The organism is Ruegeria sp. ABM4_193, from assembly GCF_056158705.1.
The window spans coordinates 820,790-835,429 of the sequence record NZ_JBSWTT010000003.1; the positions used below are offsets into that span (position 1 = coordinate 820,790).

The 14,640-nt window shown below is 54.4% G+C and carries 11 protein-coding genes; 7 read left to right on the plus strand and 4 right to left on the minus strand.

The annotated features are described in order from the left end of the window. The first annotated feature begins 17 nt into the window (after positions 1-17). Both ACXADZ_RS22020 and ACXADZ_RS22025 read left to right on the plus strand, forming a co-directional pair. Positions 18-1,001, plus strand: a complete 984-nt coding sequence (locus tag ACXADZ_RS22020) for an HlyD family secretion protein (RefSeq protein ID WP_475199950.1) — start codon at positions 18-20, stop codon at positions 999-1,001. After that, on the plus strand, positions 998-2,521 hold the full coding sequence (locus ACXADZ_RS22025; RefSeq protein ID WP_475199952.1) for a DHA2 family efflux MFS transporter permease subunit: 1,524 nt from the start codon (positions 998-1,000) through the stop codon (positions 2,519-2,521). The genes ACXADZ_RS22020 and ACXADZ_RS22025 overlap by 4 nt, the downstream gene beginning before the upstream one ends. Positions 2,522-2,642: 121 nt before the next feature. Here the strand turns inward: ACXADZ_RS22025 and ACXADZ_RS22030 are convergent, their stop codons facing one another. Genes ACXADZ_RS22030 through ACXADZ_RS22045 form a run of 4 tightly spaced genes read right to left on the minus strand, consistent with a single transcriptional unit; the run spans position 2,643 to position 6,559 of the window. After that, a complete protein-coding gene (locus ACXADZ_RS22030; protein WP_475199954.1) occupies positions 2,643-3,299 on the minus strand; it encodes an ABC-type transport auxiliary lipoprotein family protein in 657 nt (218 codons plus the stop codon). Then, positions 3,296-4,612, minus strand: a complete 1,317-nt coding sequence (locus tag ACXADZ_RS22035; protein WP_475199955.1) for an MlaD family protein — start codon at positions 4,610-4,612, stop codon at positions 3,296-3,298. The genes ACXADZ_RS22030 and ACXADZ_RS22035 overlap by 4 nt, the downstream gene beginning before the upstream one ends. 5 nt (positions 4,613-4,617) lie before the next feature. Then, the gene (locus ACXADZ_RS22040) at positions 4,618-5,433 is read right to left on the minus strand and encodes an ABC transporter ATP-binding protein (RefSeq protein ID WP_171095001.1); all 816 of its coding nucleotides are present in this window, start codon (positions 5,431-5,433) and stop codon (positions 4,618-4,620) included. A 1-nt stretch (position 5,434) separates the two neighbouring features. Continuing rightward, complete coding sequence (locus ACXADZ_RS22045; protein ID WP_171648119.1) at positions 5,435-6,559, minus strand: ABC transporter permease; 1,125 nt, start codon at positions 6,557-6,559, stop codon at positions 5,435-5,437. Between the two features lie 230 nt (positions 6,560-6,789). Here ACXADZ_RS22045 and ACXADZ_RS22050 point away from each other — a divergent pair, with 230 nt between their 5' ends. The 5 genes from ACXADZ_RS22050 (at position 6,790) to ACXADZ_RS22070 (ending at position 14,549) form a co-directional block, all read left to right on the plus strand. After that, positions 6,790-8,322: an alkaline phosphatase family protein gene (locus ACXADZ_RS22050; protein WP_475199957.1), complete on the plus strand. Its 1,533-nt coding sequence runs from the start codon at positions 6,790-6,792 to the stop codon at positions 8,320-8,322. A 221-nt stretch (positions 8,323-8,543) separates the two neighbouring features. Continuing rightward, positions 8,544-10,229: an aspartate-alanine antiporter gene (gene aspT / locus ACXADZ_RS22055; protein WP_475199959.1), complete on the plus strand. Its 1,686-nt coding sequence runs from the start codon at positions 8,544-8,546 to the stop codon at positions 10,227-10,229. 18 nt (positions 10,230-10,247) lie between these two features. After that, positions 10,248-11,870, plus strand: coding sequence for a bifunctional aspartate transaminase/aspartate 4-decarboxylase (locus tag ACXADZ_RS22060; RefSeq protein ID WP_475199961.1), 1,623 nt, complete (start codon positions 10,248-10,250; stop codon positions 11,868-11,870). Positions 11,871-11,952: 82 nt separating this feature from the next. After that, a complete protein-coding gene (locus ACXADZ_RS22065; RefSeq protein WP_475199963.1) occupies positions 11,953-13,848 on the plus strand; it encodes a PAS-domain containing protein in 1,896 nt (631 codons plus the stop codon). Beyond that, positions 13,848-14,549 carry a response regulator transcription factor gene (locus ACXADZ_RS22070; protein WP_475199965.1) on the plus strand — a complete coding sequence of 234 codons (702 nt, stop codon included), beginning with the start codon at positions 13,848-13,850 and terminating at the stop codon, positions 14,547-14,549. Before ACXADZ_RS22065 ends, ACXADZ_RS22070 begins: the two co-directional genes overlap by 1 nt. Positions 14,550-14,640: the final 91 nt, after the last annotated feature.

Genomic DNA, 14,640 nt, shown 5'->3' on the forward strand with positions numbered 1-14,640 from the left:
AGCCAGGGGAAGTGACGATGAAACCTCTCAAAACCACAGCAATCGCCGTAATGTTGGTCGCCATTGGGGTTGGATTGTTACTGTTCTGGCGGCATGAAGAAAGGTATCCATCCACCAAGGATGCATATATCGGAGCCAATATTATCTATGTGGCGGCTCAGGTAACTGGCCAGGTCGCCGAGGTTCATATTTCGGACAATCAACCGGTCAAGACTGGCGACCTTCTGTTTTCAATTGACGAAACCCAGTTCAAAGCGTCGGTCGATGCGGCAAAGGCCGATTTGGACAGTGCAGTGCAACAGGCCAAGTCTTACTCCACTCAGATAACCGCAGCCGAAGCAGCTGTTGAAAGTGCCCAATCCGCTTATGACACGGCGAACAAAAGCCTCGAAAGAGCGAAGGCGCTGTTTGCCTCGGGGGATGTGGCACAAGCTTCACTGGATCAGACCACATCGGAATTCGCACAAGCCTCAGCGCGGCTGACGACCAGCCAATCCAGTCTGTTGGCACTGCAAAGCGGGTTGGAGGCAAAGCAGGACGACATCCTGTCATCGCAAGCACAGCTTGAGATCGCCGAAACAAATCTTGCCTGGACCAAGGTTTTTGCTGCGGCAGACGGCTGGGTCGCAAATCTGACTTTGCGGCCGGGGTCATCGGTCTCGGCCAACGCTCCGCAGTTTTCGATTGTCGAGTCATCGGACTGGTGGGTGGATGCGAACTTCAAAGAAACGTCTTTGCCACGCATCCGACCCGGCCAATCGGTCACGGTTCAGGTCGACATGCTGCCCGGTGTGAAACTGAGCGGAAAAGTGGCTTCCATTGGGCGCGGATCAGGAGACACGTTTTCATTGCTGCCTTCCGAGAACGCCAGCGGCAATTGGGTCAAGGTCACGCGTCGTTTTCCGGTTAGGATCGAATTGGATCCAACAGATGCCCCTTTGCGTGTCGGTGGCAGCGGTAAAGTTGTTGTAGACACAACAGGTCCGGCGGACGGCAAATGACTTCGGCGACGTCCGGTCATGTAAACCGGGTGATCGTGGTCGCTGTTGTCCTCAGCGCCATACTGGAAGTGTTGGACAGCACGATCGTCAACGTCGCGTTGCCCCACATTCAGGCGGCGTTTGGGGCGACCACTGATCAAGCGACTTGGATCTTGACCAGCTATATCGTGTCAGCCGTGGTCATTATGCCGCTGACTGGTTTCGTAGCGCGCCGTGTGGGTCGGCGGCGGCTGATCCTGACGGCGGTCAGCGGATTTGCCCTGATGTCGGTGATGTGTGGCCTGTCTTGGAGCTTAGAGGTCATTGTCGCCTTTCGATTGGCCCAAGGTATGTTTGGGGCGTTTTTGATCCCACTGTCACAATCGATCCTGTTCGATGCCTTCCCCAGGGAAGACCGTGGGAAGGCGATGGCGATCTTCGGGTTGGGTGTCGTAGTAGCGCCGGTCCTTGGGCCAACGGTTGGCGCGATCCTGACCGAGTATTTCTCGTGGCGTATGGTGTTCTTTGTCAATTTGCCTGTGGCGGCTCTTGCCCTTCTTTTGCTAGCCGGAGAATTGCCCGAAGATAAAACCGAAGATGTGAAGATCGATTGGAAAGGTTTGGCCTTGTTGGCGCTTGGTATCGGGTGCCTGCAGTTTGTTCTGGACCAGGGCGAAACCATGGATTGGATGTCGTCCCGCGTAATCCAGGTGGCTGTTGTAGCGTCAATTCTGGGAGCGATTGGATTTGTTGTTCACGCGCTGGTTTCCAGAGATGCGATCGTAGACCTGCGTCTTTTTGCGGACCGGAATTTTGCCCTGTGCAACCTGATCATCGCAGGTTTCGCGGTTTCACTGTTTGGCGGTATCGCAATATTGCCAACGCTTGTCCAAAATCTGCTCGATTTCCCGGTGATCGCTTCGGGCCACCTGTTTATCCCGCGCGGCATAACTGCCGGGTTATCGATGGTTTTAACAGGTGCGGTGCTGGTTCATCATTTCGATCCACGTGTGTTGACAGGTGCCGGACTGTTGCTGACTGCGATTGGCAATTTCATGATGGGGGCGCTCAACCTCAACGCCGGATTTTGGGAACTGGCGTGGCCCGGAGCCATCAGTGGGTTAGGGATGGGATTGGTCTTCGTTCCAATGTCTATCCTTGCGTTTGAAAGCATCAGTAAAAACCGGCAAGATGAAGCATCTGGCTTGTTCAACGTGACCCGGCAACTGGGGTCATCGGTTGGAATCTCGCTGGTCGGCACATGGATCGTACGCGGGCTTCAGACCAATACTGCAGTGCTCAGCCAGAATGTGACACCGTACAACCCGGCAGCACAGGCTTATCTGAGCCCGCTTGGTCTGACACCTGACAGTGCTGAGGGCGCTGCGATTCTGGGGCAGGAAATTGCGCGACAAGCGGAATTGATCTCATACCTGACCGTTTTCAACAATCTCGGTTTGCTGGCCTTGGCGACGATTCCGCTGTTGTTCTTTTGCCGTGCTCCTAAGCCGGGAGCCCAATCGACAGTCCATGTGCACTAACCTAGCCAGGTGTGTTTAGACGCAGGCGATGGAAGCTTTACCAACCACCTGAGTGAACGGGATTATTCACAATAAGCAGCAAAGACGCCCGTCCAGTCCGCCGTAGTCTAAACTTCAAGTCCTAGCTGGGATTAGATCTTGGGTTGTTTGCTACATGCGTGTTGATCCTGCGAATACTCCATTCAACCGCATCTCGCATGGCACGACCCAAGGCAAGATCAAATGCTTTGACCAAATCCGGCGTTTGATCGCTGGCAGCTACAACATTTTCCTGAAACGAGCTGGAGGCGATGATCTTGTCTTCGTATTCATCAATGACCTTTATGTTCATACGGACTTCAATACGGACTTTTTTGCCGGTCTCAGTATCTTCGACTACGATGCCCTGAAATTCGCGCAAGTCTGGTGCGATTACATAGTCAGCTCTCAGGCCAACTGTAGAACGACCAACCGCGGCAACTTTTCCTGAGTTTTCGTAGCTTTCCACCAACAGGGTCTGAACGATCAGAGGCGCGCGATCCACCCAGCGTGCCCGCGGCAGGTACTGCACCTGATAGGGTGTTGGCTGAATGGCGATTTGATCGGTATTCACCGCTGCAGTGGCCGTGGGTTCCTGAACAACGATCTGCTTCTGTATTCTGGGCAACGCGGACGAGAATGTGCTTTTGGGCGTCAACAGGTACAGGTCATTGGGTTTGGCCGCTTGTTGCAACGTTCCCAGACCGGCACAGCCGCCGATCAGGGCAACCACCAGCAAAGCGAGAGCAGGCTTGATCATTGACGGAACTCCGATGCTTGGGTGCCTAATAGGAAACGCGCAGGGTCTCGTTCAACCTTGTCCACAAGGCGGTCTACACTGATGACAAGGCGTTGGGCTTCTTCGACGAAACGGACAAATTGCGGAAGACCAACGCGCAGGAAGTCCGACACTTGGCGGCGGTTGGACTGAACGATGCCGTCGATTGTGCCCAGTAATTCGGACGCCGAGTTGGACGCGCTGAGTACATCGTCCGAGATTTGGTCGATCTTCTCAGTGATGTTTGATACTGTTTCGGTCACTTGGTTGGCGGCCTTGCGGATGTCGGCCGCAACTGGCGCGACTTCTTCTTCCATAACGCGGTTGGCGGAATTGAACGCTGTCTCTGCCGAGGACAATGCCCCTTTTGCTGTGTCCATCGCTGAAGTGATCGAGCCCAGCGTTGTATTTGCGTTCAGGACGGTTTCGTTGACAATTCCAAGCGTGACGCTGCCTTCGTCCGACAACAGGGTTAACCGTTCAGCCAGTCGCGAGCCGCGTTCAATGAAGGGTTGAATATCTTGCTGTAGGATGCGGTCAGCCGTCTGGATCGTGGTTTTCGCCTCGTCCAGAGCGGCTTTTGCGGAATCGGACGCGGATTTGACTGAATTCAGTGTATCTGTACCGGCATTAAGTGTTGTTTCCGCTGTTTCGACCAGAGGATCCAGGCGTTTGGAAAACTCGCCAATATCCTTGGCTGCACTGCCGATGTCGCTAGCGACAGACTCAAAGCTGGTCAGTGTTTTGTCCAGCCGCCCTGTGGCTGACGCAAGGTTGTCCAGTATGCTGCTCACGGCCTCGCGGTTCTTGTCGTCAACGACTTTGTTCAGACTTTCCAAAAGCGTGACGGCCTCATCCAGAACCTTAGGTGCGCCTTCGAACAAGGACTGAATCGTGCTCCGCTTGCTTTTGATCACGCTGTCCTGCGCCAATCGCTGTGAATCTGGCGACCCACCCGTCAACTCGACATAGCCAACGCCCGTCACACCAAGTGATTGCAACTGCGCAACGGTTTCGTCAGTGATTGGAATGTCTGCATCTACTTCGATGCGCACCCTGACTTTTGAGGGGTCGTCTTCATCCAGATTCAACGAAATGACCTGGCCCACGGGAAGGCCGTTAAAGCTTACACCTCCCGCGGCGGAAAGACCTGAGACATTGTCGAATAAAACGTCATAGTAAGCGTATTGGCGCGAGACCTCAAATTTCGCAAGCCACAGGAAAAAACCGAACGCGCCCAAAAGCCCTGCAAGGGTAAACGCGCCAATCAGGATATAATTCGCTCGGGTTTCCATTGCCTCTACCTGTTTTGGCCCTTCTGTTGTGCTGCGCGGGCGCGGGGGCCTGTAAAGTATTCCTGCACCCAAGGATGATCGACCTTGGTCATGTCTTCTATCGGACCTTCAACCAGTACGCGCTGTTCTGCAAGTACGGCAATCCGGTCGCAGATGGCATAAAGGCTGTCCAGATCATGGGTAACCATGAACACCGTCAACCCAAGGGCCCGCTGCAATTCGCCAATCAACTCATCATAAGCCGCCGCACCGATCGGGTCCAATCCGGCGGTTGGTTCATCCAGAAACACGATCTCGGGATCCAGCGCCAATGCCCGTGCCAGTGCCGCGCGTTTGCGCATACCGCCAGACAGCTCGGATGGAAACTTGCCGCAGCTCAGTTGCGGCAAACCCACCAAGCTGATTTTCAGCGCGCCGAGGGACTCCATCAATTTCTCGCTGAGGTCAGTGTGCTCGCGCAGCGGGGCCATTACATTCTGCAACACGGTCAAAGAAGAAAACAGCGCGCCATCCTGAAATGCCACACCCCAATGGCGTTCGATGCGGCGCCGATCTTCCTCGGGGCCGTTCAAGACATCGACACCCAGAACCTCGATACTTCCTGCAGCGGGTTTGTTCAGTCCAACAATTGTTCTGAGCAAAACGGACTTGCCTGTCCCGGACCCGCCGACAATTCCCAGAACCTCACCACGCCAGACATCGAGGTCGAGGTTGTCATGTACAACCTGCGTTCCGAACTGGTTTCTGAGGCCGCGCACACGGATCACGGCCTCTTGCTGCGTTTCTGTCAAAGTCGGTGCCTGTTGTGTTTCGCTGATCATGTCAAATTCCGACCTCTGAGAAGAAAATCGAGAACAGGGCGTCAATCACAATGACCATGAAGATGGACTGCACAACGGAAGCCGTCGTGCGCTGACCCACGCTTTGAGCGGACCCTCTGACCTGCATGGCTTGCCAGCAAGAGATCACGCCAATGACCAAAGCGAAAAAGGGTGCTTTGATCAAACCCACCGCCAATTGCCAGACATCCGTGTTTTCCTTTAGCCGTGTCAGAAACATCCCCGGGCTCACGCCAAGGTCAATCCAGCTCATCAAGGCGCCACCGAACAAACCGGCCATGTCTGCCACAAAACCCAGAATGGGCAGCATGATCAAAAGAGCGAGGACACGGGGAATGACCAGTACCTCTATCGGATCCAACCCCAGGGTCCGCATGGCATCGATCTCTTCCTGCACTTTCATCGAACCAATGGAAGCCGTAAACGCCGAACCCGAGCGGCCTGCAACAATGATAGCGGTCAGCAAAATCCCCAATTCGCGCAGAACCGAGATTGAGATCAATTCGACAACAAATATCTCTGCGCCAAACTGCTTGAGCTGCGTTGCGCCCTGAAAGGCCAGAACAACGCCGATCAGAAAGCCCATCAAGGCGACAATCGGCAGGGCTTTGACGCCGGTCTCCTCCATATGCGTAACCAACGCTGCTTTGCGCAGCCGCCAGGGCATCACAGCGGTTCTAAACAGCCGGTGCAACGTAAGCCCCAGAAACTCCAGCATAGACAGCGTATCTTTCCAGGCCCCGAACGTGCTGCGGCCAACATCGGCAACCCAGTCCGTAAAGCTGCGGGGGTCTTCGAGTTTGCCCGGGTTGTCCGGTATACTATGCGTTACAGTATCGATCAGCTTGGCGTGCGCAGGCTTTGCCCCTTGGATTTCTATCGTCGCGCCGTTCGAGGTGCACCGCCGACCAAGGTCAGCGATCAGCCACGCACCGCCAGTGTCCAGCGCTTCAATGCGGGACAAATCAAAAACGACCCTGTCAGGTGCAGGTTGGATAGCCGCAAAGTCCTGTTCTACCGAATGCAGCAATTGGGTCAGCAATTCACCCGATATACGGACATGAGTACCGTCGGTGTCGCGCTCGGCTGATATCGCTGGCTTCGTCATATCGTCATGTGAAGTAAAACCCCTTTGGCCCGCAAGCCTTTGTTTCGAAAGGCAGGGTTTTTGTGGAGCAGGATGGCGCGCGCGTCACGCCTGACCTTATTTGGTAAAGTCACGTTTTGTAATCTCTGACGGCTTTAGCAAGCGGCGATGTCTTCATTTTATCAGTTGCTTGAGCACAAGAAGCCAGACACATTTCGCGTGGGAATCAAGTTCGGAGCCGGAGAGTTCGTATGCCTGGGACCAAAAACGTCTTGTTCATCATCATCGATCAGCTTCGGGCTGATTGCCTGAACGGTGCATTGGCGGATTACGTGGATCTCCCTCACCTCAGGGCGTTCATGGATGACGCCGTGACTTTCACACGGCATTACTCGGTTACCAATCCTTGCGGCCCTTCGCGTGCTTCGTTGCTGACCGGTCAATATGCGATGAACCACCGGTCTGTCAGGAATGGAACCCCGTTGCGTCACGACACCCCTAACATAGCGACAGAAATGCGCAAAGCGGGATATACGCCGATGCTGTTTGGTTACACAGATACCTCTGCCGACCCGCGGGTTCATGACGCAAACGACCCGGTGCTTAAATCTTACGAGGAATCCATGAACGGATTTCTGGAAGTCGTCGAAATGCGCCTTGAAGAATCGTATCCCTGGCAAGCGCATCTGATGAAGAAAGGGTATGAGTTTGATCAGTATTGGGATGTCTACAAACCCGTCTCAATGGACGGTCAGCCCCCTAAATTGAACAATCCGGCACTGTATCGTGCGGAAGACAGTGATACGGCGTTCCTCACCGATGCATTCCTTGACGGCATCGCGCCCCGTCGAGGAAAGGGCTGGTTTGCCCATCTGACCTATATCCGTCCACATCCGCCTCTGGTCGCACCTGCGCCGTACAATGACATGTACAACCCGGCAGATATTCCCCTGCCGCAACGGTTGCACAGCGCGGAAGCCGAGAAAGAGCTGCACCCGTTCTTTGGCCCGAAACTGGATGTCTATACAGCAAAAGAATTTGTTCACGGCTTCGACGAAGTTGAACCAACAGACGCCAACATTCGTACATTGCGCGCAGTTTATTTGGGACTGGCGACAGAAGTAGACCATCATATCGGTCGTGTGGTGCAATACCTGAAGGACAGCGGGCAATATGACGATACGATGGTGGTTATAACCGCAGACCATGGCGAAATGCTGGGGGATCGCCACAGCTGGGGAAAAATGACGGTATATGATGCAGCCTATCATACACCGTTGATGATCCGTTTGCCGGGGAATGAGGCCCACGCGGGTAGTCAAATTACAGTGCCGACAGAGTCAGTAGATGTAACGCCGACAATCCTTGACTGGATCGGGCAAACGGCTCCGAACGCGATGGATGGTCGGTCCTTGATGCCGTTGTTGCATCGCGAGGTTCCCAAAGACTGGCGCAATTATTCGTTCAGTGAACTGGACTTCTCGGAACCTGAAAACCCGACCCTTTGGCAACAGCGACTGGGAACGGGAAACAGCAACTCTTGTCTGGGGATTTTGCGAGATGATCGATTTACCCTGATCGAATTTGCCGCCGATCTGCCGCCCATTCTGTTTGACCACCAAGGCAAAGGCGAGTTCGAGAATGTGGCAAACAAGCCCGAGTTTGCGCCTGAACTAGCCCGGATGGGCCGCCATATGTTGCGGCATCGAATGCGAAACATGGACCATACGTTGTCATTGCATTCCATTACAACGGAAGGTGCAAAATCCCGCTCTCGCTACTAGACATCTCTTTGGTGGTTGGGTCCTGTCAGAGAAAATTTATAGACAAATTCATATCTTACGGTATCGTCCTTGAAAAATACGCTTCTAATTTCGCTCTGACGGCCTGCAGTGTCGGTGCTTTTGTTTCTTGTTACTGATTGAATTGTTCGGATCGGCCTGTCAGCGATTTCAATGTTCCAAACACACCTTTGCGCTTGCAGGGTGCTCTGAGGAGGATGGTGATGGGCGATTGGTTTGTGAATGTGCTGCGCAGCTATCCCGAACTGGCGGTTTTTCTGTCGATAGGGGTGGGGTTCTGGATAGGTCCCAAAAAGCTTTTTGGGTTCAGTCTGGGAACGGTCACGGCGACACTGCTTGCGGCTGTGATCATTGGGCAAACGCATATCCAAATCAACTCGGCGGTCAAATCGACCTTTTTCATCATGTTCATCTTTGCGGTTGGGTATGGGGTCGGTCCACAGTTCATTCGCGGCCTCAAAGCAGACGGTGCGCGAGAAGTCTTCTTTGCGCTCAGTGTTCTGGCCTTGTGCCTGATTGTGCCGGTCATATCCGCAATGGTCGCGGGCCTAGAGCTTGGGTTTGCGGCGGGCCTGTACGCGGGGTCGCAGACCATTTCGGCCGCAATTGGCGTCGCAACAGATCAGATTAATCAATTGGGCCTGTCGACAGAACAGGCGCAGACCTACGCCAATCAAATCCCGATCGCCTACGCTGTGACCTATATTTACGGCACAATCGGCTCTGCCATCATTCTGGCCAAGATAGGCCCGCGTCTGATTGGTGTGGATTTGGTTGCTGCCTGTAAGGAATACGAAGCTCAGCTGGGTGGCGGCGCGGCGGTTGAGGCAGGTGACGGTATCGTATCAGCCTATCGCATGATCGAAGCACGGGCGTTTGAAATACCACACGACAGTGACTTGATAGGCCAACCGGTCAAGGACTTGATGCCCGGAGTGCGGATCTACGCGGAACGGATCAAGCGTGGCGATGAAATTATCGAGGTTGAGGACAGCACGGAACTACAGGCGGGCGACATCGTTATGTTTTCCGGGCGGCGCGCGGACTTGGTCGGCCTGCTGGAAGGCCGCATGAAAGAGGCTGACGCCCCAGAATTGCTAAACACGCCAACTGAGAAGCTGGATGTTCTGATTACAAGCAAAGAGGTTCACGGCAAAACGCTGGAGGACCTAAGCAAGCTCTCGCTGGCCCGTGGCGTCTATGTCTCAAAGCTGATGCGAAACATGGTCGAACTGCCGCTGTTGCCGGGAACTGTCGTGCATCGCGGTGACATCCTGACGGTTCTTGGGTCAAAGCGCCATGTCGAAGCCGCAATCGCCCAGATTGGGTATGCAGATCGTCCGGTGGACACGACGGATCTTGCGTTTGTCGGATGGGGGATCTTTCTTGGCGGTTTGGTCGGGACCCTTGCGATTACCATGGGGGGTTTCCCAATCAGCCTTTCGACAACAGGTGGGGCCCTATTGTCGGGCTTGTTGCTTGGCTGGTTGCGAACGGTTCATCCAACTTTCGGACGTATACCCGGCCCGTCGTTGTGGTTGATGAATACCCTTGGCCTGAACGTATTTATTGCTGTGATTGGGATCAGTGCGGGCCCTGGTTTCGTCGCAGGGCTTCAGCAGGCCGGTGTTGCATTGCTGCTTTGGGGCATTGTCGCCACCTCATTGCCCATGATCTTTTCTGTCTATGTTGGCCACTACGTTTTCAAGTTTCATCCGGCCATTTTGTTCGGGGCCTGCGCGGGTGCGCGAACCACAACAGCTGCGCTGGGGATGATCCAGGAAGCCGCTCAAAGCCGAATACCAGCGTTGGGGTATGGGATGCCCTATGCGATCGGGAATACGTTACTGACCATCTTTGGCATGGTCGTTGTTTTGATCCTCAGTTGATTTGGAAAGGTATGGGGTATGGACCGTCTGAAACTGCACGATTACGAAGCGCTTAGCCCTTTTCAGATCAAGGATGAGCTGATCAAACTGGCCTCGGATGAGGCACGAAAGTCCAACAGTGCGTTTCTGAACGCAGGGCGCGGCAACCCCAACTGGATCGCGACACGCCCGCGTGAAGCGTTCTTTGCGCTCGGTCAGTTTGCCATAACCGAAGCCAAACGCGTTATGGACCATCCGGCGGGTTTGGGTGGGATGCCAGCCATCAAAGGGTGCCATGATCGCTTTTTGCGTTGGGCTGAGGCCAATGCCGATATGCCGGGTACCGACACCTTGTTGACTGTGGTCAAACACGCCATTTTTGCTTTCGACTTTGATGCTGATGCGTTTGTCCATGAGCTGACGGATTCGATTATTGGAGACAACTACCCGGTGCCGGACCGCATCCTGCACCACAATGAAATTATCGCGCATGAATATCTGATGTGGGCCATGTGTGCGGGCCGACGGCCCGAGACACGATTCGACCTGTTTGCGGTCGAAGGCGGCACGGCGGCGATGTGTTACATCTTCAAGTCACTCAAGGCCAACCGTTTGCTGAACGCAGGGGACACGATTGCGCTGTGTACCCCGATCTTCACCCCGTATCTCGAAATGCCCGAGTTGGAGGATTACAGCCTCGAATCCGTTCATGTGGAAACGGATGAAGAAGACGGTTTCCAACTGACCGATGCAGCGGTCGAGACGTTGAAAGACCCCAAAGTAAAAGCCTTCTTTCTGGTCAATCCGGGCAATCCTTCGTCAGTTGCGCTGAACAAGGCATCTTTGGAGAAGCTGGCAGATGTGGTCGAGAACCATCGTCCCGACCTCATCGTTCTGACAGATGATGTCTATGGAACCTTCGTGCATAATTTCACATCGGTCATGGGGTACATGCCACGCAACACAATTGGCGTTTATTCCTATTCCAAATATTTTGGCTGCACGGGCTGGCGTTTGGGTGTCATTGCCGTTGCACAAGACAATATCTTTGACCTCAAACTGGCAGAACACAGCGAAGAGATAAAGCAGACGCTGGACAAACGGTATGGCACACTAAGCCTTACGCCTCGGGATATCCGCTTCGTTGATCGCCTGGTTGCAGACAGCCGGGACGTTGCCTTGAACCACACCGCTGGTCTGTCCTTACCTCAACAAGTCATGATGACCCTGTTTTCACTTGTTGAACTGGTGGATACCAAGAAAGACTATCAAACCGCATGTATGGAACTTGTACATCGGCGGTTCAAACTATTGACCGAAGCGATGGGGATCGAGGTCGATGCAGGCGAAAACTACGACGCCTATTATGGGATCATCGACTTCGAATATTGGTTGCGCAAATATGTTGGCGACGACGTTGTGGCTTGGATCAAGAAGAACGTGCATCCACTCGATATTGCCTTCAAACTTGCCGAGGATCACGGGATTGTTCTGTTGAATGGCAGCGGGTTCGATGCGCCGGGTTGGTCTGCGCGCGTGTCTTTTGCCAATCTGCCGGACGAAGCCTATGCCCAGATAGGTCGCGCTGTACGGTCTGTCGCCAGAGGATATGTTGAGGCATACCGCGCTGCAAATGCCATGCCCTTACACGGCGGGTCCTGACCCAACGCGCGAGGCATCAAACATGATTCCACTATCCGCGCCTGGTAACTGGTGCTAGGCAGAGGCTGTGGAGACGGCAAGCTTGAACATAACAGAAAAGCGCATCAAAGCTATGACCACCGCAGGGCTGAACCTGATTGGTCAGGCTCTTTCCATCTATGACAGCAAGTTGCAATTGGTGCTCAGCAATCGCCGTTTTCAGGAAATGTTCGGGTTGCCGGACGAACTGGTCCAGCGTGGAGCCTTGTTTCGAGACACCATCCACTTTCTGGCCAGTCGAGGAGAATATGGCCACGACGAGAGTGTGGAGGACATGGTCAACTTGCGCGTCGAGCAGGCTTTGGCATTTGAGCCACATTACATGGAACGGGTGCGTCCGAACGGGCAAGTTGTTTCAATCGAAGGTGCGCCCTTGCCGCAAGGGGGGTGGGTTGCAGTCTATACGGACATCACGGGTACGCGGCGGGCCGAGAACCTGCTACGGGCGCGGTCCGAGGAACTGTCGGAACAGTTGCTGGGTCATGCCGAAGAACTGTCGGCCACCAACCGCAAGCTTGCGGCCACGATCGCCGCGTTAGAAGAAGCCAAACGGGAGCTGACCGAAATTGAGGCCCGGACACGCCTGGTGACTGAGATGATGCCGGCCCATATCGCGCATTTGGACAGTGACGGGTTCTACGACTATTCCAACCGACGTCTGAGCGCGGTTATGCCTGGCCGTCCTTCTGATATTCTGGGGCTCCATATCTCCGAGGCCCTTGGTGCTGTGGCTTTTGCACGTGTCGAAAGCCATCTGCAAAAGGCTTACGACGGTGAGCAATCTGTTTTTGAGTTCACCGAAGATCAGGATTCTCGCCGAATCCGTGTTTCATTCACACCGGATGGGGCAGGGGGGGTCTATGTCATGTCTGTGGACATTACCGAAGAAACACAAGCGCGGGTTGCCTTGCAGCAGACACGTCGCAGAGCGATGGCAGCGCAAATGACAAGTGGCCTTGCGCATGACTTTTCCAACTTGCTCACGATTATCCTTGGTATGCAGTCCCGGCTGGACAAGATGCACTTGCCAGATGAAGCGCAAGAACTTGTCGTTGCCACTCAACAAACGGCGCGCAGGGGTGGGCAATTGCTGAACCGAATTGCGGACATGACCGGGAACAGAACGCCTCAGCCTCAGGCCACGGATATGCGCGGTTTGCTGGAAGATCTGCGGATACTGGCCACCCCGTCCCTGCCGCGTGGCATGGGGCTTTCTGTTGTCAACACACTACCGGATCAGGCATTGATGCTGGATCCGGGAATGGTGCAGGACGCGCTTTTGAACCTGATTTTGAACGCACGGGATGCATGTGGAAGCTCGGGACAGATTACCATAAGCGCACACGCCATCGGTAACATTTGGGTCGAGATTACCGTGTCTGACACCGGTCCGGGATTTTCAGCGGAGGCGTTGGAGAAAGCGCTAAATCCTTTCTTTACAACCAAGGGCAGTGATGGGTCCGGGCTGGGCCTGCCTATGGTTTATGACACCGTAAAACTGACAGGGGGCGATCTGAACCTAAAGAATACCCCGTCCGGAGCATCCGTCGTCCTGCGGTTACCCTACCGACCGGCTCCACCGGCCCGAGGCGGCCTTGTACTGTTGGTGGAAGATAGTGATGAATTGCGCGGTCAGTTTCGCGACATGTTGGTGGAATTGGGTTTGTCAGTAATTGAAGCCAACTCTGTAGATGAAGCGGTGGCGCTGCTTTCCAGCGTCGAAGACATCTCGATGGTCCTGTCCGATATCCGCCTTGAAGGAGGGGCAACGGGGCTGGAGCTAATGGAAAAGATTAAGCCAGGGTTTCCGTGCATCCTAATGACGTCCCTACCCAATTCAGATCCATTGCACCAACAGGCACTCGCTTTAGCACCGGTGTTGCAAAAACCGTTTTCACAGGCGCAATTGTCTGCGCTTATCCAAACCGAGGCAGCCTGATGACGCAACCGCTGGTGACTATTCTCGATGATGAGCCCGAGATTCGCCGCATCCTGACGGATGCGTTGGAAGACGCAGGGTTCCGAACGCAGAGTTTCTCTCGCGCGCGGGAATTTGAGGCGGCGCTGAACCGCGTGACGCCAGATGTTTGTCTGGTCGATCTTTCCTTGCCGGACACAGATGGGTTGGCTCTGGTTCACCGCCTTGCCTTGGAGCAAGGCGCGGCGGTGATTATCATATCCGGTCGTGCACAAGTGCAAGATCGCGTGACGGGTTTAGAGCTTGGTGCTGATGACTACATAACGAAACCGTTTGATCCGGCAGAAGTTGTGGCTCGGATAAGGGCCAGGTTGCGTAACCCGCGCGGCCCAACGTCACACTCGGATACGGCTGTGTTCAATGGTTGGACAGCGCATTTTGACCGCTATGTACTTGAGGACGGGGCGGGTTCAGAAACGCCGTTCAGCCATGCGGAAGGCGAAGTTCTGAGGTTGTTTCTGGAGAGCCCCAAGCGCTTGATCAGTCGGGGACAAATGCAGGAATCGCTGGGCGGTGCAGCAGGTGACAGCTTTGACCGGGCCATGGATGTTCGGATTTCCAGGCTGCGAACCAAACTTGGTGAAGACCCCAAGAACCCGCGCCTTATCAAAACGATTTATGGTGCTGGATACATCTTTCTGGGCGATGTTGATTGGAAGTAACAGCAGTATTGATCAACTGAGGTTGAGGCTCTCAGCCCCCAGGCCGGTCATACTTTCATGCCAAAATCAGGCATACAGCCGCCTTGTTTGA

Excerpts from the sequence above, each read along its gene's own strand:
- ACXADZ_RS22020 (WP_475199950.1), top strand. The coding sequence starts at position 18 with ATGAAACCTCTCAAAACCACAGCAATCGCCGTAATGTTGGTCGCCATT.
- ACXADZ_RS22025 (WP_475199952.1), top strand. The coding sequence starts at position 998 with ATGACTTCGGCGACGTCCGGTCATGTAAACCGGGTGATCGTGGTCGCT.
- ACXADZ_RS22030 (WP_475199954.1), bottom strand. The coding sequence starts at position 3,299 with ATGATCAAGCCTGCTCTCGCTTTGCTGGTGGTTGCCCTGATCGGCGGC.
- ACXADZ_RS22035 (WP_475199955.1), bottom strand. The coding sequence starts at position 4,612 with ATGGAAACCCGAGCGAATTATATCCTGATTGGCGCGTTTACCCTTGCA.
- ACXADZ_RS22040 (WP_171095001.1), bottom strand. The coding sequence starts at position 5,433 with ATGATCAGCGAAACACAACAGGCACCGACTTTGACAGAAACGCAGCAA.
- ACXADZ_RS22045 (WP_171648119.1), bottom strand. The coding sequence starts at position 6,559 with ATGACGAAGCCAGCGATATCAGCCGAGCGCGACACCGACGGTACTCAT.
- ACXADZ_RS22050 (WP_475199957.1), top strand. The coding sequence starts at position 6,790 with ATGCCTGGGACCAAAAACGTCTTGTTCATCATCATCGATCAGCTTCGG.
- aspT (WP_475199959.1), top strand. The coding sequence starts at position 8,544 with ATGGGCGATTGGTTTGTGAATGTGCTGCGCAGCTATCCCGAACTGGCG.
- ACXADZ_RS22060 (WP_475199961.1), top strand. The coding sequence starts at position 10,248 with ATGGACCGTCTGAAACTGCACGATTACGAAGCGCTTAGCCCTTTTCAG.
- ACXADZ_RS22070 (WP_475199965.1), top strand. The coding sequence starts at position 13,848 with ATGACGCAACCGCTGGTGACTATTCTCGATGATGAGCCCGAGATTCGC.